Source organism: Kitasatospora sp. NPDC088134, assembly GCF_044741705.1.
Classification (GTDB): domain Bacteria; phylum Actinomycetota; class Actinomycetes; order Streptomycetales; family Streptomycetaceae; genus Kitasatospora.
In genome coordinates, this window is the sequence record NZ_JBIUTD010000007.1 from 123,742 (window position 1) to 149,145 (window position 25,404).

A 25,404-nucleotide genomic window follows, 5' to 3' on the forward strand; every position below is an offset into this window, starting at 1 on the left:
CCTTCCCGCGATGACCACCCCCGAGGAGAGCCCGGCCGAGCAGCGCGCCGAAGCGCCGTCCGCCGACGCCTCGTCCGCCGAAGCGCCGACCGCCGAAGCGCCGACCGCCGGCACGCCGCCCACCGGTGCGGAGCGTGCCGCCGCGGTGGCCGCGCTCGCCAAGGCGATCGGCGCGATCAACGCGAACGACATCGTCGCCCCGCCCCGGCCCCCGCGCGACGCCGACCTCCCGGTCGACGACGAGCCGTCCGACGACAGCGCAACAGCCGTTGCGGAGCCGGTGATCGACGAACCGGCGGCCGACGAACCGGTGACTGACGGGCCGTCGGCCGACGGGGCGCCGGTCGAGCGGGTGGTCCGCCGTCCCGCCGCGCCCGCCGCCGTCCCGCTCGACGACGCGCAGCGCCGGGCCGCGCTGGCCGCCGTCGCCGAGGTGCTGGCCGCCGGCGGGGCGCCCGCCGAGCTGGCGGAGGCCGCGCTGGCCGAGTTCGGCGAGGGCGCGGCCGAGGAACTGCGGGAGGACCCGTGGGCGGTGCTCGCGCTCCCCGGGGTGCGCCCCGAGCACGCGGACGGTTTCGCCAAGGGCCTGCTGGGCCCCGCCGCCCGGCCGGACGATCCGCGCCGCGCGCAGGCGCTGGTCGCCTGGCTGCTGGAGCAGGCCGCGCTGCACGGGCACTCGGCGCAGGAGCTCGGCGAGGTCGCCGCGGCGCTGCGCGCCCAGCGGGTGCCGGACGCGGAGGCCGCGCTGCAGGCGGTGCTGGAGGACGGGCGGGTGATGCCGTTCCAGGAGGAGCTGCCGATGCCGCCCGGCAGCCACGACGAGGACGAGGAGCCGCCGGTCCGCACCCTGCTGGCGCTGGAGCGTCTGGCACTGGCCGAGGAGAGCCTGGGCGAGGGCCTGGTCCGCCTGCTGTCGACCTTCGTCCCTGGGCAGTTGGAGGAGCCGGAGGAGGAGGCTGACGCCGCGTCGGCTCCCGACGCCCCCGCCCAGCCCGGCCCGGCGGCCTGGGAGGAGGCCGCGGCCGCGGCGCCGCGGTCCGCGCAGGAGCTGGTCCGGGCGGTGGCCGGCTCCGGGCTGGTGCTGCACACCGGCGGCGAGGCGGCCCGGGCCGAGCCGGCCGCGCTGCTGCACGCCGTCGCCGGGCTGGGCCTGCGGGTCCGGGCGGCGACCTGGACGGGCCAGGGCCGGGACGCACTGGCCGCGCTGCTGCCCGCGGACTCCCCCGCCGCCGGGCGGATCGGCACGCTGGCCGACCTGCTGGGCGGCGCGGACGTGCCGCGCGCCGTGGACGGCACCCTCGCGCTGGACGTGCTGGTGGTGCTGGACGCCCCGCTGCTGGACGTGGAGACCGCGGCGACGCTGCTGGAGGCGCTGCCGGACGGGGCCCGGCTGGTGCTGTCCGGCGACCCGCACGGCCTCTGGTCGGCCGGTCCGGGCCGGTTCTTCGCCGACCTGCTGGCTGCGAAGCCCTGCCCCGCCGTGGCCTCCCGCACCCCCGACTTCGGGCCGATCGGCGAGCTGGTGTCCGGCATCGGCATCGGCGAGCTGCAGCCGGTGGACGCCCCCGACAAGGAGGTGGTGATCCTCACCGCCAAGGAGGGCGGCGAGGCCGTCCACCGGGCCGTCCAACTGCTCACCGACTCGATCCCGCGCGCCCTGTCCATCCCGTCCGAGCAGACGGTACTGCTGACCCCGGGCCACGGCGGCCCGGCCGGGACGCGGGCGCTGAACGCCGCCGCCAAGGCGAAGCTGAACCCCGGCCCGGGCCGGTTCGGCGGCTTCGACCCGGGCGACCGGGTGGTGCACTCCCCCGCGCTCGGCGTGAACCTGCCCGGGCGGGTGCTGGACGGCGACGCGCGCGGCCTGCACCTGGAGCTCGCCGACGGCGGGCGGCTCACCCTGACGCCCGCGCAGACCGCCAAGCTGCGCCACGGCTGGGCGGTGACCGCGCACCAGGCGGTGGGCCGGCGCTGGCCCGCCGTGGTGGTGGTGCTGCCGGAGGACGCGGCGGCCCGGCTGAGCCGCCAGTGGGTGTACTCGGCGTTCGGCCGGGCGGAGCGGCACCTCTCGGTGGTGCACGCGGTCGGCCCGGCACTCGCCCAGGCCGTCACCGAGCGGCCCGCCCAGCCCCGGACCACCCGGCTGCGCTCGGTCCTCGCCGACCAGTAGCGGCCGACCAGTAGCGCGTACGAGTGCTGTGACGAGTGCTGTGAGGAAGCGGAAGGGCCCGGCGGGTGCCTGTGCACCGGCCGGGCCCTCGTGCGTCCGCTGTGTCCGCTGTGTCCGCTGTGTTTTCGCTGCGTTCGCTGCGTCCACTGTGTTCGCGTCGTCGGGTCGGGTCACGGGGGCGGGCCGCCGGGCCTCCCGACCTGCCCACCCCGCCCGCCTCAGTCGTCGAGCTCGTCGTCGTAGACCTCGCTGACGTCGAAGCGGCAGATCAGCAGCTCCGGGTCGGTGCCGTCGAAGGGCTCGGGCAGCCATTCGCCGGGCTCGGCCGGTTCGGTGGCGGACACCCACAGCGTGGAGTCGCCCTCCTCCAGGCCGAACTCCTCGGCGCGGGCGGCGATCTCGTCCGGCTCGAACTCGCCGAACAGCACGCCCAGCGCGGCCGTCACCTCGCCCTCCCCGCCCCCGCCCGGGGTCAGCGACTCGTCGACCCGCTCGGCCTGGGCGCGCAGGCGCTTCGGGTCGGCGATCAGGTAGTCGCGGCGGATCAGCACGCTGATCGCCTCGGGCTGCTCGGGGCCCTGGTAGCCGGCCCCGCCCTCGTCGCCCGGGATCTCGAACGGGGTGACCTCGTCGTAGACCTCGTAGAGGATCTGGTCGTAGGCGATGGCGGCCGCCGCGAGCTCCTCGTACGCGTGGACGACGACCGGATCGCCGGGTTCGGTGGAGCTGGAGACAGCCTGCAGGTGGCGGTCGATGGCGGCCTTGACCGCCTCTGCGGCGGCCCGTACCTCGGTGATGGTCAGCTGCGCGGCATCAGACATGGTGCAGACGCTATCCCCACCCGGCGACGACACGCACAGGGGTTGTCACCTACGGCCGTTAAATCCGGGCAAGTTCACCCCCGATGTCCGTTCCGCGTGCATCTGTGCCCGCGTTTTCGGTCCGCACCGTTCCGGAGCCGGGCCCTCCGTCGACCGTTCTCCGACCGTCCTCGACTCCGCCGCGACTCCGCCGCGACCCCTCTTCGACCTTGCTTCGACCTCGCTTCGATGCTCCGCCGCCCTTCTGGTGCGTCGGCGGGGTGCGGCGCGGGTATCCCTGGTGGCGAGGGAAAACTGATTGACGATCAGCTCCGAGCGGGGCGAGGCTCGGACCGTCCGTCGTGTCGGGCGTACCCGAACCGGCCGCCGCTCGGGGACGCGCCGTAGGCTTGCAGGCAGCACAGCAGCGGAGGAGACGCCTTGATCCCTACCAAAACGGTCCGGCTTCCGGAGTACGAGTACCAGTCGCTTCGCCTTCCGCGCGGCACCACCCGCAACGCCGCGCGCCAGTTCCTCACCGAGCAGGCCGAGTACGGCCACTGGGAGCTCGACCGGCTCCGGCTCTACCCGGACGGGAGCCGTACCGTCCGGCTGAAGCGACGCGTGATCCGGCAGGTCCGCCCCACCTGGTAGCACCTCGTAACCCCTCGTAGCCCCTCGCCGCAGACGGGCGGCTCTTCATCCGCTCTTCATCCGCGCGGACGCCCGCGCCCGGGACCGTCCCGCCACCGCACGGTGGTGGGGGTCCCGGGCGCGGGCGTCCGTGGTGCGCGGCCGCGCTGCGCCTCCGGGGCGCGGTTGCGCGGCCGCGCCGGGGCCCCGGGGTCGGGCCGGTGCCCGGGGCCTCAGCGCCGGGCGAGGGACCGCGAGCGGCGGTACAGCACGCCGCCGCCGAGCAGCAGCAGGGCACCGGCCGGGGCCAGCACCTCCAGCGCGGAGGCGCCGGTGTGGGCCAGCTGCGCCTCGGCCGGCATCGCGGCCCGGGCCTGGACCACGGCCGGGGGCGTGCTCGGGGTGGACGGCGGGGTGGGCTGCTCGCCGTTCTGGCCGCCGTTGCGGTCCGTGCCCGGGGTGCTGGGCGTGCCCGGGGTGCCGCCGTGCTCGCCGCCGGTCTCGGGCGGGCAGTCGTCGGTGGGCGGCGGGCAGTCGTCACCGGGCGGGGTGACCGGCGGGGCCGGCGGCTGCTGCGGCGGCGGCGCCTGGACGTTGCCGCACTCGTTGCCGAAGGCCGGGTTGCCGACGCCCGCCACGTTCGCCGAGTTGCCGCAGGCGTTGACCGGGGCGCTGATCGGCGCCTGCACCTGGTTGCCGGAGAGGACGCCGGGCGAGTTCGCGGTCGTGCCGCTCGCGCCGGAGCCGGAGCTGCCGGTGCCGGTGCCGCCCGAGTCGGTGCCGCCCGACCGGGTGCCGCCGGAGCCGGTGGAACCCGAACCGGTGGAACCCGAGCCGGTGGAGCCGGAGCTGCCGGACCCGGTGGAGCCGGACCTGCCGGTGCCGGTGCTGTGCGTGCTGACGTTGGAGCAGTCGTTGCCGTACGCCGGGTTGAGCAGGCCGATCACATTGATCGTGTTGCCGCAGGCGTTCACCGGGATGTTCACGGGGACCTGCACCGCGTTCCCGGACCCTACGCCGGGCGAGTTCGTCGCGGCGCCGTGCGCGTCGGCGACGGCGTGGGCGTACCCCGCGGTCGAGGCCAGCACGCTGCCGGTGGCCATGGCCGTGAGGAGGCCCTTCCTGGCGACCTGTCGCATTGACTCCCCTTGGTTTCTCATCCGATGGTCTGACTGAATTTTTTGGAGTTCTCGCACTCCGACCTCCGGAAACGCTTGCCGATCCGATAGTCGGAATTGCTCACCGCCACGGCGGAGGCATTACTTCAACGACCCCTATCGGTGATGGTTGAGCCATCCGCAGTCGGTTCATCCGATCGAGTGAGGTGTCCAGTAACCCGGGAACAGCTCCTTTCACCCGATCGGGGCGGCCGCGTCCAGCGGGACCCCGAAAACGAATCCGCCCCCGGGCGGCCCAGGAGGCCGCCCGGGGGCGGGAGTTCGGTGTTCGACGCGGCCCCCGTCCGTCAAGGACGGGGCCGGCTCAGCCGTTCTGGCAGCTGTTGCCGAACGCCGGGTTGAGCAGGCCGATCACGCTGATGGTGTTGCCGCAGACGTTGACCGGGATGTGCACCGGCACCTGGATCAGGTTGCCCGAGAGCACGCCCGGGGAGTTGGTCGCGGCACCGTCGGCGTGCGCCCCGCCGTGCGCCGAGGCGACACCCGCACCCGCGAGCACCAGACCGCCGGTGGCGGCGACGACGGCGGCAAGCTTCTTGGCCTTCATCTGACTGTTCCTCCTGATCGTTTCCAGCCCGTTCCCCCGGGCTGCACACGGAAGAACGAAGCCCCGGCGACCGGGATACGGTGCCGGGGCTGCATTCACCCGTTGAAGCGATCGAACGAACAGATGATCGCCATTCCAGATGTCGATAATTTCTGATACTGCTCAGCTCTGATGCTCTGATGCTGCTCAGTTCTGATGCTCGACCGATTAGTAGGACCGGCCGCCGGGGCTGGGCGTGCGGGGCGGACGGGGGCTCAGGCCAGGTCGATGAACCGGTCCAGCACCCGGACGCCGAACTTCAGGCCGTCCACCGGCACCCGCTCGTCCACGCCGTGGAACATGCCGGCGAAGTCCAGGTCCGGCGGGAGCTGGAGCGGGGCGAAGCCGAAGCAGCGGATGCCCAGGTCCTGGAAGGACTTGGCGTCGGTGCCGCCGGACAGGCAGTAGGGGACGGCCCGGGCGATCGGGTCCTCGGCGCGCAGCGCGGTCTGCATCGCCTCGACCAGGGCGCCGTCGAAGCTGGTCTCGATCGCCTTGTCGTGGTGCAGGCTCTCGCGCTTGACGCGCGGGCCGAGGACGCTGTCCAGCTCGGCCAGGAACTCCTCCTCGTAGCCGGGCAGGAAGCGGCCGTCCACGTGTGCGGTGGCCTGGCCGGGGATCACGTTCACCTTGTAGCCGGCGCCGAGCATGGTGGGCTGGGCGGTGTTGCGCAGGGTGGTGCCGATCATCTTGGCGATGCCGCCGAGCACGCGCAGCGTCTCGTCCATGTTCTCGGGGTCGAGCGGCACGCCGAGCGCGTCGGACAGCTCGTCCAGGAAGGCCCGGACGGTCTTGGTGATGCGCAGCGGGAACTGGTGCCGGCCGAGGCGGGCCACCGCCTCGCACAGCTCGGTGATGGCGTTGTCGTCGTTCTCCATCGAACCGTGGCCGGCCCGGCCCTCGACGGTCAGGCGCATCCAGTGCATGCCCTTCTCCGCCGTCTCGACCAGGTACAGCCGGGCCTGGTCGTTGACGGTGAAGGAGAAGCCGCCGACCTCGCCGATCGCCTCGGTGACGCCCTCGAACAGGTCGGGGTGCTGGTCGACCAGGAACCGGGCGCCGTAGGTGCCGCCGGCCTCCTCGTCGGCGAGGAACGCGAGCACCAGGTCGCGCGGGGGCTTGCGGCCGGTGCGGAGCCGGTCGCGGACCACCGCGAGGGTCATCGCGTCCATGTCCTTCATGTCGACGGCGCCGCGGCCCCACACGCAGCCGTCGGTGATCTCGCCCGAGAACGGGTGCACCGTCCAGTCGTCGGCGTTGGCCGGCACCACGTCGGTGTGGCCGTGGATCAGCAGGCCCGGACGGGACCGGTCCTCGCCCTCGATCCGGACCACGGTCGAGGCGCGGCCCTTCGCCGACTCGAAGATCTGCGGTTCCAGGCCGAACTCGGCGAGTTGCTCGGCGACGTACTCGGCCGCCTTCCGCTCGCCGGGGCCGGAGCCGTCGCCGTAGTTGCTGGTGTCGATGCGGATCAGGTCCCGGCAGATCTCGGCGACCTCCGACTCGGCCGTCACCGTGCGCTCGCTGCCCACACTCATCGCTCCCACCTCGTGTCTGCCCAGCTCGTGTCTGCCCGCCCCGGCGCGGCTGCGGCCCGCGCCGCCCCGACCCGGCCGGGGCCGCGGGCGTCGTCCCGCCATCCTCCCCCAGCACCCGTCCGGCCCCAAGGGCATATCCCCCCGACACTCCTTACCCCCGCCCGCCGCCACCCGCTTTCGAAGCCCGTCCCGCCCCACGACCCCCGGTTTTGGGTCTGCCAGGCGATCTTTGCTACTGTTGTCCATGTCAGCACGGGGAACACACCGCGCGGACGACACCCCGTCCGGGTGGCGGAATGGCAGACGCGCTAGCTTGAGGTGCTAGTGCCCTTTATCGGGCGTGGGGGTTCAAGTCCCCCCTCGGACACCAGCTAAGACCCCAGTCCATCTGGGGTTTTTCTGTTTTCCGGGCGCCGTGCTGGGGTTGCATGACCCACCGCGTGACCCACAGAAATGATGTTGCTCTGGACCAGAGCCGCGAGACCCGTCCGGCTCGACGTGTTCGCCGCCAGACTCCGGGCCCCGTCCTTACGGCTGTGCCCGTACCGGCTCATCGTGTAGCCCGGTGAGTGGTGCCGGACGTTGGCGGACACCTTCACCGGGTTCTCCCCTGCCTCCAGATCGTTTGTCACCTTGCTGACGCTACTGAACTTGATTGGGTGATGTCGGTGCCATGTGCCTGGCAGTCGGTATTCGCCACCGGTATCCCTGGGAGCGTGCGGTATGCGCAAGGTGGAGGGCTGACCGACGCCGAGAGAGCGGGACGGGAGCGGTTACGGCTCCAGGCTGTGGAGCGCTTCGAGGCGGGACAGAAGAGCTCGGAGATCGCGACCGCGCTGCGGGTCAGCGAGCGGTCGATCGAGCGGTGGCGCCGGGCCTGGCGCGAGAGCGGCGAGGCCGGGTTGCTGTCGAAGGGATCACCGGGAAGACTTCGGCTCAGTGAAGCCCAGATCGTCAGGCTGGAAAGGGAGTTGGAGCGTGGTCTGCTGGCCCACGGCTGGGCAGACCAGCGGTGGACCCTGGCACGGATCAAGACCATGATCGGTCGGTTGTTCCACGTCTCCTACACGGTCGAGGGCACTTGGCGGCTGCTGAAGCGGCACGGCTGGAGCTGGCAGCAGCCGGCCCGGCAGGCGATCGAGCGCGATGACACGGCTGTGGAGGTGGGGAAGAAGGAAACCTGGCCGCGGGTAAGACCGTCGCGGCAGAGCGCGGGGCCTGGCTGGTCTTCGAGGACGAGGCCGGGCAGTCGCTGACTCCGCCGCGAGCGAGGGCTTGGGGGCGCCGGGGCTGCACGCCGGTCGTCAGGGTGCGTGGCCGGGGCTCCGGGCGGGTGTCGATGGTCGGAATGACCTGCTACAAGCCGGGCCAGCAATCGCGGCTGTTCTACGCGGTCCGGGAGCACACCGGATGCAAAGACCAGCCGAAGGGCTTCGGCTGGCGCGACTTCCGAGGCCTGATCATCCGGGCCCGCATCCAGCTCGGTGGGCCGATCGTGCTGGTCTGGGACAACGTCCGGATGCACCTGACGAAACCCCTGCGCGAGTTCATCGAAGCGAACTCCGAGTGGCTCACGGTGTTCCAGTTGCCGACCTATGCTCCTGACCTCAATCCCACCGAAGGGATCTGGTCGCTGGTCAAGCGCGACATCGGCAACCTCGCCGCGGCCAACCTCGCAGAGATCACCCGAGCGGTGAAGCGCCGACTGAAGACGCTCCAGTACCGGCCGACGGTGGTTGACGGCTGCCTGGGTGCCACTGGGCTGAGCCTTCAGGAGTATGTGGCTCAGGCCGTGGCCTCGTCCTGCGACGCCGCTGTCACGCGGAAGCCATGCAGTTCAACGTCCCAGATGTCCACGATCGGCTCGGGGGTGTCATCGTCCTCGCCGGAGAAGCCTTCGACATAGAAGCCGAAGAACTCCAGCAGAGCTCGCTCGCCCAGCTCCAGCGGATGGAAGGGCAGCGGGTACGGCTCCTCGTCCTCGAAGGGCGGATAGGGCTCCACCGGGTGCCGGCCTTCCCAGTACGGCAGCTCGAACGGGAACCGTTCACCGATGTCCTCGATGATGCCGTTGTCCGGGGACAGGCTCAGTGAGCGTACGAGTTTGCCGTCGTCCCAGACTGCGAAGGCCAGCCAGTCGACGACGCTGTGCATGGCGTGGAGATAGAGGCGTCGGCCCTGGCTGGCCGCTACCAGGTGCTGCGGCAGTTCCGAGGGCCGGTCGAGCATGACCTCCTGGTCGCAGACCAGGTCGAGGCCCGGCGCCGACAGCGCGCAGACGGTCCCCTCGGGCGGGTAGAGCGCGTCCGCCAGTTCCCAAGCCTCTTCGTTGTCCGCGTCGATGCGGTGACCGGGGCGAACCCGAGTAGCCAGTGCCACAGCCCCGTCGATCTCGCCCTTTGACGCGCCTTGGAGCAGGTTGGTAATCGCATCGTCTGCATAGGCCAGCACCGCGGTCTTCGCTCCCATGCTCCCCGTCCTCGGTCTGTGTGAAGTCCCGCCGGGAGGCTACCGATTACCTCCGGCAGACGACCAGCAGTCCACCGATGCCCAGGCCGACATCACGAGTTCAAGTTCAGTAGTGATCATGGTCTCCGCAGGAACCGACTCCCCCTCAACGTCCCATCGCCGCTGGTCAACGGAACTTTTGAACGACCCACCGGCCAAGACCCCAGTTGATCTGGGGTCTTTTGCGTTCCCGGGCACCGACGGGGCCGGTCGCGTGAGCGGTGGGCGGCGGGCGGGCTCACTGCCAATCCTCGTCGGCCGCGGGTGCTCCGCCGACTTCGAGCCAGAGGTACTCCCAGCCCTGCGTCTTGCGGTGCCCGAACCGGTCGGCTCGGGAGAGGACGCCCAGTACGGCCGTCACCAGGGCGCAGTTGTGCACCCCGCGGACTCGTACGGACACCCGGACCGCGCCGCCGGGCGTCCAGATGATCGACGGCCGCTCGCCCGTCAACACCCTTAACTGCTCGGCGAGTTCGCCTGCCTTCGCCCGCAGGGCGCGCAACTCCCCGTCCGTCGGGGGCTCGTTCGACGTGGTGTTCTCACCCATGGCCGCCACCGGGCGGGCGTTCCACTTCGACGGGCACGGTTCGGTTCCCCTTTGGTTCTCCGTCTGTTCCGGACCAAGGTAGGCCCTTCTCGCCGGCCGGGAGGCAGGACTCGGTGGTTCCGGTCGTGACGGAGGTGGGTGTCCTCGAATTTTCGCCGGCGCTGTCCACGGATGCAGTGGATGGATCGCAGGCCGACGGTTTTCGGGTTTCCACTATCGTTGCGCTGTTGTGCTGGTGGAGGCAGGGGATTGACGGGGCGTCGGTTCCGCGGGGCGGGACCGCGACGATGGTGGAAGTACGGCGGAGCGAGCAGGGGGAGGTCGGAGAGTGTCGAACGGGGAGACGGCGGGGCGTCCGGTGGCGGTGGTGCCGGAGATCACCGAGGAGGAGCGGAACCTCGCTGCCCGGCAAGGGGGTTGGGTGTTCCGGTCGGACCCGGGCGGTGGTGACGGGGCCGGGCCGGTGCCGCCGGAGGCGGTGCTGGGCGGGTGGCGGGTCGACGCGTACGGCGGGCCGCCGCGGTTCCGGCCGAATCCGCGGTACGGCGCGCACGTGGGCGAGGGGGCGGAGGTCGCCGGGGCGGTGGCGCTGCCGCCGTTGCGGGCGGGGCGGCATCCGGCCGGGCTGGCGCTGCTGGGCTGGCTGGACGACGCCCGGGCGCCGCGGCTGTGCCGGATCGCCGGGTCCAGCGGCTCCGGCCGCTCGCACCTGCTGCGCTGGCTGGCCGCCGCCTGCCCGTCCGACCATCCGCGGGCCGGGCGCCGGGTGCACGCGCTGCTGGACCCCGTCGAGGCGACGCCCGAGGGTTTCGTGCGGCGGCTGGCGGCGCTGCTCGGCGTGGTGGCGGCCACCCCGGACGACCTGGTGGCGGCGCTGGCCGACGGCGTTCCCCGGGTGCTGGTGGTCACCGATCTGGACCGGGCCAGCGGTGACGGGCTGCTGCCGGACGCGGCCGGGCGGATCGCCGCCGAGGTGCTGCGCCCGCTGCTCGCCGTGCCGTGGCTGCGGATCGTGGTGGAGTCCGCCGAGCAGCTGACCGACCTGCCCGCCGCCGTCCTCGACCTGGACCGGCCGGAGTGGACCGACCCGGTGGCGTTCGCGGACTGGGCCGCCGGGCTGACGGGCCGTCGGCTGCCGGCGGGGGTCTTCCCCTCCCCCGCGCTGGCCCTGCTGGCGGCGCGCACGGTGCCCGGGTCGGACGCCGACCCGGCGGCCGCTGCTGCCCTGGAGGCGGCCCTCGTCCCGGACGCCCCGCTCGCGGAGCGGGCCGAGGCGCTGGCGGCGCTCTGGTGGGCGGGCCTGTCCGGCTGGGAGCGCGCGCCGATGATCGCGCTGGCCTCCATCGGCGGCGGCCTCGAACCGGACGTCTGGGCGGAACTGCCCGGCGGCGGCGGGCCGGGTGCCGTGAAGGACGCGACGGGCCGGCTGCTGCCGCCGGACGGGCGGGGCCGGTACCGGATCTGGCCCCGGGACTTCGGCGCCCGCCTGGACGAGTGGGGCATGGACCACCTGAGCCTGTGTCAGAACCTGCTCCCCGAACGGCCGGGCCCCGCCGACGCCGCCCGCCTCGGCCTGCTGCTGCGGCACGCCGTCCGGACCGGGAACTCCGCCGAGGAGTTGCTGGGCGATCCCGCCGTCCTGGTGCACGCCGACCCGTCGGCCGTCGAGCTGGCCCTGGCACGGGCGGACGACCCGGCGAGCAGTGCGGAGGATGACGGGGCCGGACCGGCCGGACTGGCCGCGTTGCGCCGGGCGTGGTGGGCGGCCGGGGCGGTGGTCGGGGCCGCCGGGACCGCTCCGGAGCTCCGGGCCGAGGTGCTGCACGCCTGGCTGGCGGACGCGGACCGGCCGCTCGCCGACCGGCTCGCGGGTCTCACCGGCCAGGCGTGGCACTCCCGTTGGTCCTTCGTCCCGCCGACCGGCCTGGTGGACTTCGCCGTCCGGGAGAACGGTCCGCTGTCCGAGTCCGGGCTGACCATGGTGGCCGGTGGGGAGCTCGGGACGCTGGACGCGGGGAGCGGGCGCGGGCGCAGTGCCGGTCCGCTCCCGGCCGCGTCCGAGCCGGTCGGCCTGGCCACCGGCCCCGACGGCACCCTGCACCTGGTGCTGCCCGGCGGCGCGGTGGAGTCGGTCCGGCCGCCGGGCGCCGAGGACGTGCCGTCCGGCGGTCCGGCCCCGCTGCCGGAGGTGCCCGGCGGGGGCGTCACCGCGATCGCCGCGCGCGGCGGCGAGCCCGGGGTGCTGGTGCTCGGCGACGCGGGCGGGCGGCTCCACCTGCGGGAGGGCGACGGCGCGACGGTCCCCTCCCCCGGCCCGTGGGTCGGCGGCCCCGTGACGGCGGTGGACGTGGTCCGGCACGCCGGTGCCCTGCTGGTGATCGCGGGCGGCCCCGACGGCGGGGTCCGCACCTGGACGCCCGGCCAGGAGACCCCGCCGGAACCGCTGTTCGGCCACCCGGCCCCCGTCACCGCCGTCGCCCTCGCCTCGACCCCGCAGGGCCTGATGGCCGCCGCGGCCTGGGCCGACGGCGAACTGCGCACCGCCCGCTGGGGTGAACACCCCGCGCTGGTCCGCCCGCGCCTGGGGGCCCCGGTGCTCGCCCTGACCGTCACCGACGGGGGCCGGATCTGCGCCGCGACCCGGACGGGCGTCCTCGGCCTCGACCTGGACGGCCCGGCCGCGGGCTGAGGCACCGGCCGCGCCCCGCGCCGGGTCATACCCTGCGCGGGGCGCGGCCGGGCGGGGACGGCGGGGCCCGGAGCGCCGGCGGGGTGTCAGGCTGCTTCGTCGGCGAGGGCGGTGAGGGCGGTGCGGCCTTCGAGCAGGGCGAGCCAGGGGGCGGGGAGGGCGGCTTCGCCGTGCAGGGCGCCGAGGAGGTTGCCGCAGACGGCGCCGGTGGAGTCGCTGTCGCCGGAGTGGTTGACGGCGAGGAGGAGGGCCGCTTCGACGGGGGTGCGGGTGGCGCGGCCGGCGGGCGTCTCGGCGAGGGCGGCGTAGAGGGCGATGGCGAGGGTCTCCTCGGCGGTCCAGCCGCCGCCGAGGCGTTCGACGCGGTGGGAGTCGGCGGGGCCGTCGGCGGCGAGGGCAAGGGCGGCGCGGATCGCGGTGCCGGTGTCCCGGTGGCCGGGGTACCGGGCGAGCAGGGCGAGGGAGGACCGGACGGCGTCGGGGAGGGGGCGGCCGGCCAGCAGGTGGCGGACGATCACCGCGAGGGCGCCGGCCGGGTAGTAGCCGGTGGGGTGGCCGTGGGTGATGGTGGCGCAGCGGACGGCGAGTTCGAAGGCGTGGCGGTCGTCGGCGCCGGCCGGGAGCAGGGTGGGGAAGCCGAACGGGGCGGAGCGGACGAGGGCGCCGCAGCCCTTGGCGTCGGGGTTGACCGGTCCGGGGCGGCCGTCGACGGGGGTGCGCGGGTCGGGGAGGTGGCGTTCGAGGACGCCGTACTCGCAGGCCCGGCCGGGGGCGCGGCGGGCGTACAGCCAGGGTTCGGTGCGCAGGCGGCCGGTGCGGTGGGGGTGGCCGTCGGGCGGGGGCGGGGTGGCGTGGCGCTGGGTGTCGTGCCAGCGGAGGTAGGCGTCCAGGGCGCGGGCCTCGGGGTGGCCGGTGCGGCGGGCGTCCAGCAGGGCCTCGACGGTGAACAGGGTCAGCTGGGTGTCGTCGGTGATCCGCCCGGTGACGCCGTGCCGGTCGGGGACGGGGCCGGTGATGCCGTCCGGTCCGTGCTCGGCCTCGACGGTGACCATGGAGCGCATCTCGATCGGGTTGCCGAGCATGTCGCCGAGCGCGCCGCCGAGCAGGCAGCCGCGCAGCCGTTCCCGGTAGGTGGTCATGGCGCGGTCTCCCCCGGCGGTGCGGTCGTTCGTCCCTGCGGGCACCTTACGGGGCGGGGCGCGGCGGGCGTGCGCCGGGTGTGACTGCGCCGTGGCCGGGGCGTGACGAGTGATCGGCACACTGGTTCCTATGCGGACGACGGTGGGGGCGGCACTGCGGTGGGCCGGGCATCCGGGGACGGTGCTGGCGGTGCTGGTGATGGTGGTCAACGACCGGGTGGGGAAGCCGGGTTGGCCCGGCCCGGTGACGGGGAAGCTGAGCGATGCGGCCTGGCTGGTGGTGGCGCCGCCGCTGTGCGGGCTGCTGGCGGCGCTGGTGCTGCCGCGGCTGCGCGGGGACGGTCCGGCGGTGGTCGGGTCGGTGCTGGCGGGGCTGGTGTTCACGGTCGCCAAATCGTCCGGGGCCGGGGCCGAACTGGTCTCCCGGGCCTGCTCGTTGACGGGTTTCGCGGTGGGTCGGACGGTCGCCGACCGGAGCGATCTGCTGGCGCTGCCCGCACTGGCCGTCTCCTGGTGGCTGTGGCGGGACCGGTCGCTGCGGTGGCCGTCCGGGCGGCGGCTGCGGTGGCCGTCCGGACGGCGACTGCGGGACGTGCTGCGGCGACTGCGGCGGCTGTGGGGCGTGCTGGCGGTGCCGCTGGCGGTGGCCGCGCTGGTGGCGGACACGCCGGGCGCGGCGGAGATCGCCGGCCGACAGCCGGTGCTGCGGACCGAGGACGGGAAGCCGGTCATGATCCGGCTCCACCACCGGTGGACCACGCCCGACGGCGGGCTGCACTGGGCGGCCGCCGCCGGCAACGACCGGTGGGCGGTCCCGGCGGACCCGGCCCCGCCCGCCGAGCAGGGCGTCTGCCTGCCGGAACCGGACGGGCCGTGCTTCCGCAGGACGGACGAGGACCGGCCGGTGGAGGTCAGCGCGGACCGCGGGCGGACCTGGCGGGTCGACGAGTCCGCGCCCCGGCCGCCGGAGTGGACGACGACGTCCGGGCCGCCGGAGCCCGCGCGCCCGTCCCGGCTGGTGCTGGCGGACGCGCCGGGCGGCGGGCACAACGTCTTGGCGGAGTCCCCGGACCACTACTGGGGCACCGTGCTGGTCCGCTCCCCCGACGGGCGGTGGAGCCGGTCGGAGCTGCCGGACGATCTCGCCCCGCTCCCCGTGGAGGCCGATCCCGGGGTGGCGGCGGGGATACCGGCGATGTGGGCTGTCGGCTGTGCGGGGGCGTTCGCGGCGCTGGCCGGCCTGCGGGTCTTCCGCTCCCGGCCGGGCGAGCGGTGGCGGCCGGTCGGGCCGCTGATCCGGCGTCAGCTCGCGGTGCTGGCCTGGCTGCCGCTGAGCACCGCGCTGCTCGCCCACGGCCTGCCCGGGGTGTCGAACCGGGGCGCCGACCGGCCCGTGGCCGTGCTGGTGTCGCTGGCGCTGACGGCCCTGGCCGTGCTGCCCCGGGACCGGACGGTCCGTGGCACCGGGGTCGCGCCCGGGCTGCTGATCGCCGGGTACGGCGTCCTGGCGGGGCTGCTGGCCGCCGCGCCGTTCGCCGCCTGGGGCGAGGGCGGCATCCGCTCCTGGTGGGCGGCGTCCGGGACGGCCTTCGGCATCGCGCTGGCGGCCACCGCGGTCGGGCTGCTGCTCGGTGCGCTGCTCGCCGCGACGTTCCACGGGCGGCCCCGTCCGGACCTGGCGCTGTTCGAGTCTGCCGCGCCGTTCGCCGCGCGGTGGGGCCGCCATCGGTGACGCGCGCCACCAGGTGTGCTTCCCATGCCATCCGTGCCGGTGGGAGCCGGGCCGTCCGTGGGCAAGCCAGGGCGGACACGGGGGCGCCCGTTCGAGGATGGGCGGGTGGTCTCTCGACGTGGACTGCCGCTCGATGCGGACTGCTGCTCGGCCCGGGCAGCGCGATGACGGCCGCCGCACCGGCACGTCTCGCAGTCCTGGCTGCGCAACCGCTGGGCGCTCGGCGAGGCCGTGGTGGAGACGCCGGGCCAACTGCTCTCGCCGGGCCCGCACGTGGCCTCCCCCGTGGACGGGCGGCTGTTCTTCGCCGGGGACCACGGCCAGCCCCGCTACCACGCCTGGATCGCCGGGGCGATCGCTTCCGGGGTGGAGGCGGCCGTCCAGCTGGCGGGGCGGGCCGATGAGGCCGGGAGCGGGCTGACGGGGCGTCGGCCGGGGCGGGTTCTACTGACAGGTAGTCAATTTTCGGTGTGGCGGGCGGCGGGCGGAGGACGCCGCTACCATCGGCTCATGCCTGAAGCAGGCCCGGCCACCAAGCCCTCCGTGCTGCTGGCGTTCCGCTCGGCGGTGGCGCTGCACCGACTGCTGGACGTGTTGCCGGTGTTCGAGGGCGATGATCGGATCGATCGCTGGTTCACCCAGGTGCCCGGCTCCGAGTTCGACCTGGACGCGTGGGCGGCGCTGGACCGCTCGGGCGCCCGGACAATGGATTTCGAGCAGGCCCGGGAACGCCACTTCGACCTGATCGTCTTCGCCAGCCCCAAGGGTGAGCTGAGGAGCCTCTCCGCCCGTACCAGGGCGCTGTTGCCGCACGGGGCCGGGTTCAACAAGACGTTCCACAGCGAGGGCTCCCCGGGCCTCCCGTCCGGCTTGGACCCCGCGTTCCTGCTGGAGGACGGAGAGCCGTGGGCCGACCTGCACGGTCTCGGACACGGCTCCGAGCTCGCCCGGCTCGCCGAACACTGCCCGCTGTCGGTCCCCCGGGCCGTCGTGGTCGGCGATCCGACGCTGGACCGGCTGCGGGAGTCCCAGGGGCTCCGGGAGAGCTACCGGGACGAACTCGGCGTCGGCGACCGGACCCTGTTGGCGGTGCTGAGCACCCACGGGAAGGAGAGCCTGCTGTCCCGCCACCACGGCCTGCCGCTGGAGCTGGTGCTCCACCTGCCCGTGGACAGCTACCGGGTCGCCCTGGTGATCCATCCCAACACGGTCAGCGCACTGGGCCCCCACAACCTCGCCGAGTACCTCCGGCCCGCGCAGCGGGCCGGTCTGCTGCTGCCCTCCTCGTACCAGGAATGGGCGTCCGTCCTGGTCGCGGCGGACGCGGTGCTCACCGACCACGGTTCGACCGCCCTGTACGCGGCCGCACTCGGCCACGCCGTGATCCTGGACGGGTACGACGGCGGGTCCGAACTGATCCCCGGCACCCCGATGGCCCGGCTGCTCGCGGCGGCACCGCGTTTCACCCGGGTCGCCGAACTGCCCGAGCTGCTGCGCAAGGCCACTGGGTCCGATACGTCGGAATTCACCGCCGAGACCTTCGCCCATCCCGATCGGGCGCTGCCGCGGTTGCGCACCGAACTGTACCGGCTGCTCGGCCTGACGCCCCCTCGGACGCCGCCGAAACCTCGGCTCCTGCCGCCCCCCGCGGCACCGCACGCCCCTGCCTCGTCCCTGGTGGTGCGGGCCGAGGTCGACGGCCGGCGGGTGTACGTGGAACGTTTCCCGAACGGCATCGAACTGCCCGTGCACCACCGGGTCGCGCAGCACGGCGCCGCGGGGTTCACCGAGCAGCGCAGCGCCGAGGTCCTGTGGCGCCGCCCCGGCACGGGGCGCTGGTCCGTGGCCGGCTGGGCCGCGCACGTCCTCGACGAGCTGCCCGGCTGCCGGATCGCCGCGGCCCTGCTCTCCCACGAGCGCTGCCTGCTGGTGCACCGTCACCACGGCGCGTTCGCCCTGCACGTGCCGCCGTACCGGGCGGACGGCCGGATCCGCCGGATCGATCCGGACGCGGCGGTCTCGGCCGTCTACGCGTGGCTGGTGGCGCACCCCCGGCTCGTCGGAGAGCTCCCGGTCGAGATCGAGTGCACGGTCGACACGGTGACGGTGCGGCTGGAACTGGGCGCGGCCGACCCGGAGGACCTGGACGCCGAGTTGTGACGTCCGGTGGCACCGGCCGGGCGGCCGGGGCTCCCGGTGGCGGGCAGTGTCAGGCGGCGTCCCGGCCCGCCTCGCCCGCGGCCCGCAGGGCGGCTGCCCGGGCCCGGTGCCGGGCGGCGTCGGAGGGTCGTCCGACCTGGTCGGCGAGTTCAGCGAGTTCGACGCTGATCCGGGCCTCGTCGTAGCCGGAGCCCCGGACGACCGCGGCGGCCAGCGCCTCGGCCAGCAGGGCCTCGGCCTCCGGGTGGCGACCGAGTTGCCGCAGCGCCCGGGCCAGCCCGAAGGCGGTCCGGGCAGTCATCCGCTCCCGCCCCGGCAGTGCCGTGAACTCGGCCCGCGCCCGCTCGAAGAGTTCGGCGGCGGCGGACTGGTTCCCGGCGGCGGCCTCGGTCTTCGCCAGCTGGTAGGTCTGGAGCGCGGCGCCGTAGGCGTTGCCGATCGCGCTCTGGATCGCCCGGGCCGCCGTGAAATCGGCGCGGGCGGCGGCGAAGTCGGCGAGCGCGGCGCCCCGGTCCCCGTACTTGGCGGCGGCTTCTCCGCGGGCGAGGGCGAGTTGGCCGCGGAAGTCGATCGCCGACCCGGCCATCCGCCGGTGCTCGTACGAGTCGTCGAGCAGTCCGGCCAGCGCGCAGGCCTGGTCCAGGGCGGCCGCGGCCTCGTCGAAACCGCCCTGTTCCCAGAGCGGGCGGGCCAGCATGCTGCGGGTCCGCACCCGGGCGAGCAGGTTCCCGGTGCGGTCGGCGGCGGCGACGCCGGTCCGGAAGGCGTCGATCGCGTCCGAGCGGTAGCCCTCGACGGGGTCGATGACCTCGACGTGCCTCGGGTGGTCGAGGAAGTGCGTCCACAGGGACTCGGCGAGGGCGACGGCGTCCTCGTCCCGGCCGCTGTCGTAGGCGAGGCCGACCGCACCGTAGAGGGCGTGCCGGTTGGCTTCCATCCAGCGCAGCGCGTCGGACCTCGCACTGCCCAGGTCGGCGTCCGGGACCCCGGGCAGCGGCGGGAGTTGGGCCTGGACGGTGGCCCGGGACCCGGCGATCAACAGGTCGGCCAGGGCGGTCTGCCGGCGCAGCCAGTGCAGCAGCCGGGCACGGGCCTCGGCGCGCTCCGTCCCGTCGGGGTCGGCGGCGCGTCCGACCCGGCGGGCGTGGCTGCGGACCAGGGCGTGCTGCCGGTAGCCGCCGGCCCGGTAGTCGAGGAGACCGGCTCCGACGAGTTCGGCGAGGGCGTCCTCGGTGTCGAACAGGTCGAGGCCGAGCAGGGCGGCGGCGGTCGGCAGGATCGCGAACGGTCCGGGGCATTCGGGCAGGTAGCGGTACAACCGGGCGGTGTCCGGGGCCAGTTCGGCGTAGGCCGTGTCCCAGAGCGCTTCCACGGGGGCGCTGCCCCGCTCGTGGAGGTCCGCGGTGAGGCGTTCGGCCAGGGCGGCCAGACTGCGGTGCGGGAGCCTCCGGGCGAGGTCGCCGGCCACTTCCGCGGCCTTCGGGAGTCCGCTGCAGACCTCGGCCAGGGCCTGCACGGCGGCCGGGTCCGCGCTGGACCAGCGCTGCTCGCCGAAGCGCAGGCGCAGCAGTTCGGTGATGTGCGTGACGCTGAGCGGGGACAGGGTCAGCTCCTCGGCGGCCGGGCCGAGGTCGTGCAGCGGGCCGTGGCTGGTGACCAGGACCAGGCTGCGGGCGGAGGCCGGCAGCAGGGGCTCGACCTCGGCCGCGGTACGGGCGTTGTCGATCACCAGGAGCAGGCACCTGTTCCTGGTCCGGTCCCAGAACTGGCGGACCAGGCCGCGGAAGTCGTGGCGCAGCCATTCGCGTTCCACGCCCAGCGAGAGGAGGACGTCGATCAGGATGGCGGCGAGGTCGACCACCCCGTCGCGCCGGTGCTCGTCCAGATCGAGGTAGTACGCGCCGCCCGGGTAGGCCTCGGACAGCCGGTGGCCGATCCTGACGCACAGGGCCGTCTTGCCCACGCCGCCGATGCCGCTGACCGCGACGATCCGCGGCCGGGTGCCGTCACCGGTGCCACCCGGTCCGGTGTCTTCGCCGCTCGGGGCCCCCAGGGCCGCGATCCGCTCCTGCTCCTCCTCCCGGTCGACGAAGTACGCGCGCTCGGGCGGGAGTTCGAAGGACGGCAGGTGGGTGAGGAGCCGGGGCTGGTGGATGTTCACGGTGCCGACGTGGTGGGCCTGTACGACGGTGTCCACCTGGGCGTGGTCGCCGACCACGTTGCGCGTCTGCTCAGTCACCCGGCCTACCCTACGCGGTCCGCTCCGGGTGCGGCCGGGAGTCCGGCGGACAGGTCGGGCGGATCGATAAGCAGAGGTGTTCGGTTCCGATCACAAGTCGGCGGTGGACGTACGGTGTTGGGATCGACCAGACTCGGGGTCATGTCCGGGAACGCGTGTGCGGTGATCGGCGGTCGGAGTGCGGCCGCGGTGTTCGCCTGCCCTCGGCTGTGTCCCGCGCCGGCGCCGCTGCTGACCAGTCGGCGCGCCGTCGACTTCGGTTTCGTCGGTTCCGCCCGCTGTCGCTGAACCCGACCGCCGGACGCTGATCGCCGGCCGCCTGCCCGCGGTCCCCGGTGTCCGTGCCCCGTTCCGTCCGCTCCGTCCGGCGTGTGCGCCGCGCCCGTCCGGCGGCCGGGCGCCGACCGGTTCCGCGTCGCCACCCGTCTGCTCGCCCGTCCGCCCGTCCGCCCGTCCGTGCGTCGGCCGGCCCCTGTTCGAGGATGCGTCATGACCAGCACCGCCCCGCCCGTTTCCGACTCCCCCGCCGCGGACGGCTTCCGGCTGCCGCGGCCCGACCTGTCCCGGCTGGACGAGATCACCGCGGCGCTGGCCGCGACCGCCGGCGAGTACGACCGGACCGGCGAGTTCCCGTACGCGGCGGTGCAACTGCTGCACGACGCCGGGCTGTTGACGGCGACGGTGGGCAAGGAGTGGGGCGGCCCCGGGGTCGGGTTCGCGGACCTGGCGCGCATCCTGCTGGCGCTGGGCCGGGGTGACACCTCGGTGGCGCTGATCGCCACGATGACGCTGGTGCCGCACGCGCTGGAGAGCGGCCGGCCGTGGCCGCCGGCCCTGTACCGGCGCATCCTGGCGGAGTCGGCGGAGCGTCCGACGCTGATCAACCACGCCCGGGCGGAGCCGGACGCCGGCCCGGGCGGCGGCACGGTGGCGCGGCGGACCGCGAACGGCTGGGCGATCACCGGCCGGAAGCGGTTCGTGACCGGCGCGGAGGGCCTGGCGTACTTCCTGCTGTGGGCGGTGACGGACGAACCGGCGCCCCGGCTGGCGGTGTTCGTGGTGCCGGGCGGTTCGCCGGGCATCGAGATCCTGCCGACCTGGCAGCAGTTGGGGATGCGGGCGACGGTCAGCCACGAGGTGGTGTTCACCGACGTGGAGGTCGGCCCGGCGGACCTGATCGAGTTCAACGACTTCGGGACGCCGGAGCGTTCGGGCTCCGGCCCGGAGCCGGACCGGGAGCACGCCAACGCGGTGCTGCTGATCTCGGCGGCGCTGTACCTGGGCGCGGCCCGGGCGGCGCAGGACGTGGTGCACCACACCGGGTACACCAAGGTGCCGAGCCAGTTGGGCCGTCCGGTGGGCAGCACCGAGCGGTTCCGGCGGGCGGCGGGCGAGATCGAGGTGCTGCTGTCGACCTCGGAGCAGCTGATCCTGGCGATCGCCGGGAAGCTGGACCGGGGCGAGGAGGTGGCGGCGGCGGAGGCGCTGTCGGCGAAGGTCGCGGTGATCCGCGACCTGACCCGGGCGGTGGAGCTGTCGGTGCGCCTGCTGGGCAGTGCGGCGCTGTCCCGGACCGGCCCGCTGGAGCGGATCTTCCGGGACGTCCAGGCGGCGGGCGTGCACGCCCCGCAGGAGGACTCGGCGCTGCTGGCGGTCGGGACGGCGGCGCTGACCGACTACGGGCGGCGGCTCGGGTGAGCGCCCGCCCCGGCGTCCGGCCGTTCCCGTCAACTGCCGCTGCCGACAAGGCCGCTGCCGCTCAGGGTGTCCAGGGCGGTGCGCAGTACTCCGGCCAACTGCCGCGGGGCGCCCGCGCGGTAGCGCAGGTAGAGGGGTTCGGGCGGGACGGCGGGGAGTCCGCGCAGGCGGACCAGGCCGGGCGGCGGCGGGCCGTGGTCGGCGAGCAGGGCGACGCCCAGTCCGCTGCGCACCGCGCTGATCACGCCGACGAGTTGGGCGGCCTCGGCGATCACGGTGACGGTGCGGCCGCCGGTGCGCAGCGCGCTCAGGGCGCGGTCGCGCAGCACGCAGGGTCCGTCGATGGCGACCAGCGGGACGGGCGTGCCGGGGGCGGGGTGGTCCCATTCGGGGGCGGCGAACCAGGACAGCGGGACGCCGCCGGCGAGTTCGCCGGGCCGGCCGCCGTTGTCGCCGATGAAGACGGCGGCGTCGAGCGCGCCCTCGTCCAGCGCCTGGTGCAGCCGGCCGCCCCGGTCGAGCCGGAACCGGACGGTGCGGCCCGGGAGTTGGGTGCTGGCGGTGCGGGTGATGGCAGGCAGGACGCGTTCGGCGACGTGCTCGGTGGAGCCGATCAGGTAGCCCGTCGCGGCGGGTTCGGTGACGCCGAGCCGGACGAGTGCCTCGTCGTGGACGGCGAGCACCCGGCGGGCCTCGGTGAGGGCGAGTTCGCCGGCCGGGGTGAACCGGATGCCGCGGCCGCTGCGCTCGACCAGGGGGCGGCCGAGGGTGCGCTCCAGGCGGCGGACGTGCTGGCTGACGGCGGACTGGGAGATGCCCAGGGCCGCCGCGGCGCGGTGGAAACCGCCGTGGTCGCCGATCGCGGCGAGGCTGCGCAGCACGCCGATGTCCAGTGTTCCGGTCATTCGTCGAGGTTAACAGCGGGGTGGCCGGACGACGCTCCCCTTCGCTCCGGATGGCACGTCAACTCTCTTTTGCGAAACGGCTGTTGGCGGAGGCCCTGGTCTCCGTCCCGTCATCAGAACGCAACACCGGGAAACAGCGGTCGCGTTCGTGAACAGTTCGAAGGCTTCGAAAGCTCGGAGGAAAGATTTCCATGCGCATCCACAGACCCGGCCCGGCCCGGGTCCTCGCCGTCGCGGCCGCCGGTGTCCTGCTGCTGGCCGGCTGCTCCGGTACCGGCGGCGGCGCCGCGGACGCGGGCCGGCCGGTGGCCGGCGGCACCCTGACCTACGCGGTCGACACCGAGCCGGTGTCCTGGGACCCGCACGTGTCGACCCAGGACCTGACGGCGGAGCTGCAGCGGCAGGTCTTCGACTCGCTGGTGTCGGAGGACGCGGAGGGCACGTTCCATCCGTGGCTGGCCACGTCGTGGGAGGTCGCGCCGGACCTGAAGAGCTTCACCTTCCACCTGCGCACCGACGTGAAGTTCCACGACGGCACGCCGTTCGACGCGGCCGCGGTGAAGGCCAACTTCGACCACATCGTGGCGAAGGAGACCAAGTCGCAGTACGCGGCGAACCTGCTGGGCTCCTACACCGGCACCACGGTGGTCGACCCGGCCACCGTGAAGGTGGAGTTCGCCCAGCCGTCCGCGCCGTTCCTGCAGGCCGCGTCCACCGCCTACCTGGGTTTCTACTCGCCGAAGGCGCTGACCGAGAACGCGGTGAAGCTCGGCCAGGGCGGCACGGCGGACGTCGGCACCGGGCCGTTCCGGTTCGTGTCGTACAGCAAGGGCCAGGAGGCGGTGTTCGAGAAGAACCCCGACTACGCGTGGGGCCCGGCGACGGCCGCGCACACCGGTCCCGCGCACCTGGACAGGTTCGTGGTGCGGTTCCTGCCCGACGCCTCGGTCCGGGTCGGCGCGCTGAGCAGCGGCCAGGTGCAGGTGGCCAAGGCGGTGCCGCCGCAGAGCGTCGCCGGGGTGAAGGCCAACTCGCAGCTGAAGCTGCTCAGCCAGGCCGCGCCCGGCGGCAACTACAACCTGTGGCTGAACGGTTCGCTGGCGCCGCTGGACGACCAGAAGGTCCGGCAGGCGGTGCAGCGCGGCATCGACCTCGAACTGGACGTGAAGACCGTCCAGTTCGGCCAGTTCCCGCGCGCCTGGAGCCCGATCTCCGCCAGCACGCCCGGCTACGACAAGGCGCTGGAGAACTCCTGGCCGTACGACCGGGCGCTGTCCGACCGGCTGCTGGACGAGGCCGGTTGGACCGGCCGGGACGGCGAGGGCTACCGCACCAAGGACGGCAAGCGGCTGACCCTGACCTGGCCGCAGCTGACCGCGAACGCCACCCAGCAGAGCCGCGACATCCTCGGCCAGGCCATCCAGGCCGACCTGAAGAAGATCGGCGTGGAGGTGCAGCGCCCCGCGCTCGACGTCGGCGCGTACTCGACCCTGGTGTACGGCGGCAAGGCGAACGTGGTGGACCTGGCCTGGGCCCGGTTCGAGCCGGACGTGCTCTGGCTGTTCTTCAACTCCGCCTCGCAGCCCGCGAAGGGCGGCATCAACGCGACCTTCCTGGCCGACCGGCAGCTCGACGAGTGGACCGACCGGGGCCGCGCCACCCTCGACCCGGAGCAGCGCGCCAAGGCGTACCGGCAGGTGCAGGCCCGGGCGATCGACCTGGCCACCGTGGTGCCGGTGTACACCCCGTACGCGCTGACCGGCGTGTCCGCGAAGGTCGGCGGGCTGGGCTTCGACCCGGACACCTGGCTGAACTTCTACGACGCGTGGCGCACCCCGTGACGGCCGCGCCCCCCGTCCCTCCCGGCCTCGCGGCGGCGGCAGCGCCGTCGCGGGGCCCGGCCCTGCTGCGGGGACCGGCCCTGCTGCGGGGTGCGCTGCACCGGCTGGCCGGGGCGGTGGCGGTCCTGTTCGGCGCGGCGACGCTGGCGTTCGTCGCGTTGCAGCTGATCCCGGGCGACCCGGTGGCGGTGCTGCTCGGCCCGTCGACCACCACCTCGCCGGAGGTCCGGGACGAGATCCGTCGCCAACTGGGCTTCGACCGGCCGGTGTGGACGCAGTACCTGGACTTCCTGGGCCGACTGCTGCACGGCGACCTCGGGCAGTCCTACCAGTTGCAGCGCCCGGTGGCCGAGCTGGTCGCCGAGCAGCTCGGCCCGACCCTGCAACTGGTCGGCGCGGCCGTGCTGCTGGCGCTGCTGCTGGCGATCGCCTCGGCGGTGGCGACGGCCGGGCGGCGGCCCGGGCTGCGGGCGCTGACCGGCGCCTGGGAGCTGGTCGCGGTCTCCACCCCGTCGTACTGGCTGGGCCTGGTGCTGCTGACGGTGTTCTCGTTCCGGCTGCGGCTGTTCCCGGTGGCCGGCGCGGACGGCTTCGGCTCGCTGGTGCTGCCCGCCGTGACGCTGGCCCTGCCGCTGGCCGGGACGCTCGCCCAGGTGCTGCGCGAGGGCCTGGAGGCGGCGCTGGCCCAGCCGTTCGCGGTCACCGTGCGGGCCCGCGGGCGGGGCCGGAGCGCGCTGGTGCTGCGGCACGCGCTGCGGCACGCCGCAGTGCCGCTGGTGACGCTGACCGGCTGGCTGACCGGCGCGCTGCTGGGCGGGACGGTGCTGGTGGAGTCGGTGTTCGGCCGCCCCGGGGTGGGCGCGCTGGTGCTGGGCGCCGTGAACAGCCGGGACGTGCCGGTGGTGATCGGCGTGGTGCTGCTGTCCGCGCTGGCCTTCGTGCTGATCTCCGCGCTGGTGGACCTGCTCGGCGCCGTGCTCGACCCCCGGCTGCGGAACGGGTGACCGGGCCGGTGTCCGCTTCCCTTTTCTTCGTCTCCGT

18 protein-coding genes, 1 tRNA gene and 2 pseudogenes are annotated in these 25,404 nt (G+C 74.3%); 12 read left to right on the top strand and 9 right to left on the bottom strand.

Annotated elements, in window-relative coordinates; genetic code table 11:
* The first annotated feature begins 10 nt into the window (after positions 1–10).
* Positions 11–2,170, top strand: coding sequence for a helix-hairpin-helix domain-containing protein (locus ACIOHG_RS14040; RefSeq protein ID WP_400949534.1), 2,160 nt, complete (start codon positions 11–13; stop codon positions 2,168–2,170).
* A gap of 218 nt (positions 2,171–2,388) precedes the next feature.
* Here the strand turns inward: ACIOHG_RS14040 and ACIOHG_RS14045 are convergent, their stop codons facing one another.
* Positions 2,389–2,991 carry a hypothetical protein gene (locus tag ACIOHG_RS14045; RefSeq protein ID WP_400949537.1) on the bottom strand — a complete coding sequence of 201 codons (603 nt, stop codon included), beginning with the start codon at positions 2,989–2,991 and terminating at the stop codon, positions 2,389–2,391.
* A 423-nt stretch (positions 2,992–3,414) separates the two neighbouring features.
* On the opposite strand from ACIOHG_RS14045, the gene ACIOHG_RS14050 reads away from it, so the two are divergent.
* On the top strand, positions 3,415–3,624 hold the full coding sequence (locus tag ACIOHG_RS14050; RefSeq protein WP_400718336.1) for a DUF5703 family protein: 210 nt from the start codon (positions 3,415–3,417) through the stop codon (positions 3,622–3,624).
* A gap of 212 nt (positions 3,625–3,836) precedes the next feature.
* Here ACIOHG_RS14050 and ACIOHG_RS14055 read toward each other — a convergent pair whose 3' ends face one another.
* From ACIOHG_RS14055 to ACIOHG_RS14065, 3 genes are all read right to left on the bottom strand, one after another.
* Positions 3,837–4,742: a chaplin gene (locus ACIOHG_RS14055; RefSeq protein ID WP_400949538.1), complete on the bottom strand. Its 906-nt coding sequence runs from the start codon at positions 4,740–4,742 to the stop codon at positions 3,837–3,839.
* A gap of 343 nt (positions 4,743–5,085) precedes the next feature.
* On the bottom strand, positions 5,086–5,328 hold the full coding sequence (locus ACIOHG_RS14060; protein WP_400949541.1) for a chaplin: 243 nt from the start codon (positions 5,326–5,328) through the stop codon (positions 5,086–5,088).
* A gap of 254 nt (positions 5,329–5,582) precedes the next feature.
* Positions 5,583–6,905, bottom strand: a complete 1,323-nt coding sequence (locus ACIOHG_RS14065) for a M20/M25/M40 family metallo-hydrolase (protein ID WP_400949544.1) — start codon at positions 6,903–6,905, stop codon at positions 5,583–5,585.
* Between the two features lie 282 nt (positions 6,906–7,187).
* On the opposite strand from ACIOHG_RS14065, the gene ACIOHG_RS14070 reads away from it, so the two are divergent.
* From ACIOHG_RS14070 to ACIOHG_RS14080, 3 genes and pseudogenes are all read left to right on the top strand, one after another.
* Positions 7,188–7,275 (top strand) — tRNA-Leu (locus tag ACIOHG_RS14070).
* 346 nt (positions 7,276–7,621) lie between these two features.
* Positions 7,622–8,161 carry a winged helix-turn-helix domain-containing protein gene (locus ACIOHG_RS14075; RefSeq protein WP_400949546.1) on the top strand — a complete coding sequence of 180 codons (540 nt, stop codon included), beginning with the start codon at positions 7,622–7,624 and terminating at the stop codon, positions 8,159–8,161.
* Positions 8,158–8,502 (top strand): annotated as a pseudogene (locus ACIOHG_RS14080) (transposase); the annotation flags it as partial. The gene ACIOHG_RS14075 and the pseudogene ACIOHG_RS14080, both read left to right, overlap by 4 nt.
* A 188-nt stretch (positions 8,503–8,690) precedes the next feature.
* Here ACIOHG_RS14080 and ACIOHG_RS14085 read toward each other — a convergent pair.
* Positions 8,691–9,374 carry a DUF6928 family protein gene (locus tag ACIOHG_RS14085; protein WP_400949548.1) on the bottom strand — a complete coding sequence of 228 codons (684 nt, stop codon included), beginning with the start codon at positions 9,372–9,374 and terminating at the stop codon, positions 8,691–8,693.
* 277 nt (positions 9,375–9,651) lie between these two features.
* The gene (locus ACIOHG_RS14090; RefSeq protein ID WP_400949551.1) at positions 9,652–9,960 is read right to left on the bottom strand and encodes a hypothetical protein; all 309 of its coding nucleotides are present in this window, start codon (positions 9,958–9,960) and stop codon (positions 9,652–9,654) included.
* A gap of 328 nt (positions 9,961–10,288) precedes the next feature.
* Here ACIOHG_RS14090 and ACIOHG_RS14095 point away from each other — a divergent pair, with 328 nt between their 5' ends.
* Positions 10,289–12,649, top strand: coding sequence for a hypothetical protein (locus ACIOHG_RS14095; RefSeq protein WP_400949553.1), 2,361 nt, complete (start codon positions 10,289–10,291; stop codon positions 12,647–12,649).
* A gap of 86 nt (positions 12,650–12,735) precedes the next feature.
* Here the strand turns inward: ACIOHG_RS14095 and ACIOHG_RS14100 are convergent, their stop codons facing one another.
* Positions 12,736–13,788, bottom strand: a complete 1,053-nt coding sequence (locus ACIOHG_RS14100) for an ADP-ribosylglycohydrolase family protein (RefSeq protein WP_400949555.1) — start codon at positions 13,786–13,788, stop codon at positions 12,736–12,738.
* A gap of 130 nt (positions 13,789–13,918) precedes the next feature.
* Between ACIOHG_RS14100 and ACIOHG_RS14105 the strand changes: the two genes are divergently transcribed.
* The 3 genes and pseudogenes from ACIOHG_RS14105 (at position 13,919) to ACIOHG_RS14115 (ending at position 17,680) form a co-directional block, all read left to right on the top strand.
* The gene (locus ACIOHG_RS14105; protein ID WP_400949557.1) at positions 13,919–15,520 is read left to right on the top strand and encodes a hypothetical protein; all 1,602 of its coding nucleotides are present in this window, start codon (positions 13,919–13,921) and stop codon (positions 15,518–15,520) included.
* 186 nt (positions 15,521–15,706) lie between these two features.
* Positions 15,707–15,895, top strand: a pseudogene (locus tag ACIOHG_RS14110) (FAD-dependent oxidoreductase); the annotation flags it as partial.
* Between the two features lie 135 nt (positions 15,896–16,030).
* Positions 16,031–17,680 carry a translation initiation factor 2 gene (locus ACIOHG_RS14115; RefSeq protein ID WP_400949560.1) on the top strand — a complete coding sequence of 550 codons (1,650 nt, stop codon included), beginning with the start codon at positions 16,031–16,033 and terminating at the stop codon, positions 17,678–17,680.
* 49 nt (positions 17,681–17,729) lie between these two features.
* Here the strand turns inward: ACIOHG_RS14115 and ACIOHG_RS14120 are convergent, their stop codons facing one another.
* Positions 17,730–19,919 (bottom strand): hypothetical protein, encoded by a 2,190-nt coding sequence (locus ACIOHG_RS14120; protein WP_400949562.1) that lies wholly within the window; start codon positions 19,917–19,919, stop codon positions 17,730–17,732.
* A gap of 489 nt (positions 19,920–20,408) precedes the next feature.
* On the opposite strand from ACIOHG_RS14120, the gene ACIOHG_RS14125 reads away from it, so the two are divergent.
* On the top strand, positions 20,409–21,617 hold the full coding sequence (locus tag ACIOHG_RS14125) for an acyl-CoA dehydrogenase family protein (RefSeq protein ID WP_400949564.1): 1,209 nt from the start codon (positions 20,409–20,411) through the stop codon (positions 21,615–21,617).
* A 29-nt stretch (positions 21,618–21,646) separates the two neighbouring features.
* On the opposite strand, the gene ACIOHG_RS14130 is transcribed toward ACIOHG_RS14125, so the two are convergent.
* Positions 21,647–22,522: a LysR family transcriptional regulator gene (locus ACIOHG_RS14130; protein WP_400949565.1), complete on the bottom strand. Its 876-nt coding sequence runs from the start codon at positions 22,520–22,522 to the stop codon at positions 21,647–21,649.
* 191 nt (positions 22,523–22,713) lie between these two features.
* Here ACIOHG_RS14130 and ACIOHG_RS14135 point away from each other — a divergent pair, with 191 nt between their 5' ends.
* Complete coding sequence (locus ACIOHG_RS14135) at positions 22,714–24,363, top strand: ABC transporter substrate-binding protein (RefSeq protein WP_400949567.1); 1,650 nt, start codon at positions 22,714–22,716, stop codon at positions 24,361–24,363.
* On the top strand, positions 24,348–25,367 hold the full coding sequence (locus ACIOHG_RS14140; RefSeq protein WP_400949570.1) for an ABC transporter permease: 1,020 nt from the start codon (positions 24,348–24,350) through the stop codon (positions 25,365–25,367). The genes ACIOHG_RS14135 and ACIOHG_RS14140 overlap by 16 nt, the downstream gene beginning before the upstream one ends.
* The last annotated feature ends 37 nt before the right edge of the window (positions 25,368–25,404 follow it).

What these genes read in the sequence shown, in the direction of transcription:
- ACIOHG_RS14055 (WP_400949538.1), bottom strand. Translation starts at nt 4,742, where the DNA reads ATGCGACAGGTCGCCAGGAAGGGCCTCCTCACGGCCATGGCCACCGGC.
- ACIOHG_RS14130 (WP_400949565.1), bottom strand. Translation starts at nt 22,522, where the DNA reads ATGACCGGAACACTGGACATCGGCGTGCTGCGCAGCCTCGCCGCGATC.
- ACIOHG_RS14100 (WP_400949555.1), bottom strand. Translation starts at nt 13,788, where the DNA reads ATGACCACCTACCGGGAACGGCTGCGCGGCTGCCTGCTCGGCGGCGCG.
- ACIOHG_RS14115 (WP_400949560.1), top strand. Translation starts at nt 16,031, where the DNA reads ATGCCTGAAGCAGGCCCGGCCACCAAGCCCTCCGTGCTGCTGGCGTTC.
- ACIOHG_RS14090 (WP_400949551.1), bottom strand. Translation starts at nt 9,960, where the DNA reads ATGGGTGAGAACACCACGTCGAACGAGCCCCCGACGGACGGGGAGTTG.
- ACIOHG_RS14065 (WP_400949544.1), bottom strand. Translation starts at nt 6,905, where the DNA reads ATGAGTGTGGGCAGCGAGCGCACGGTGACGGCCGAGTCGGAGGTCGCC.
- ACIOHG_RS14125 (WP_400949564.1), top strand. Translation starts at nt 20,409, where the DNA reads ATGACCAGCACCGCCCCGCCCGTTTCCGACTCCCCCGCCGCGGACGGC.
- ACIOHG_RS14045 (WP_400949537.1), bottom strand. Translation starts at nt 2,991, where the DNA reads ATGTCTGATGCCGCGCAGCTGACCATCACCGAGGTACGGGCCGCCGCA.
- ACIOHG_RS14105 (WP_400949557.1), top strand. Translation starts at nt 13,919, where the DNA reads ATGCGGACGACGGTGGGGGCGGCACTGCGGTGGGCCGGGCATCCGGGG.
- ACIOHG_RS14135 (WP_400949567.1), top strand. Translation starts at nt 22,714, where the DNA reads ATGCGCATCCACAGACCCGGCCCGGCCCGGGTCCTCGCCGTCGCGGCC.
- ACIOHG_RS14060 (WP_400949541.1), bottom strand. Translation starts at nt 5,328, where the DNA reads ATGAAGGCCAAGAAGCTTGCCGCCGTCGTCGCCGCCACCGGCGGTCTG.
- ACIOHG_RS14040 (WP_400949534.1), top strand. Translation starts at nt 11, where the DNA reads ATGACCACCCCCGAGGAGAGCCCGGCCGAGCAGCGCGCCGAAGCGCCG.
- ACIOHG_RS14085 (WP_400949548.1), bottom strand. Translation starts at nt 9,374, where the DNA reads ATGGGAGCGAAGACCGCGGTGCTGGCCTATGCAGACGATGCGATTACC.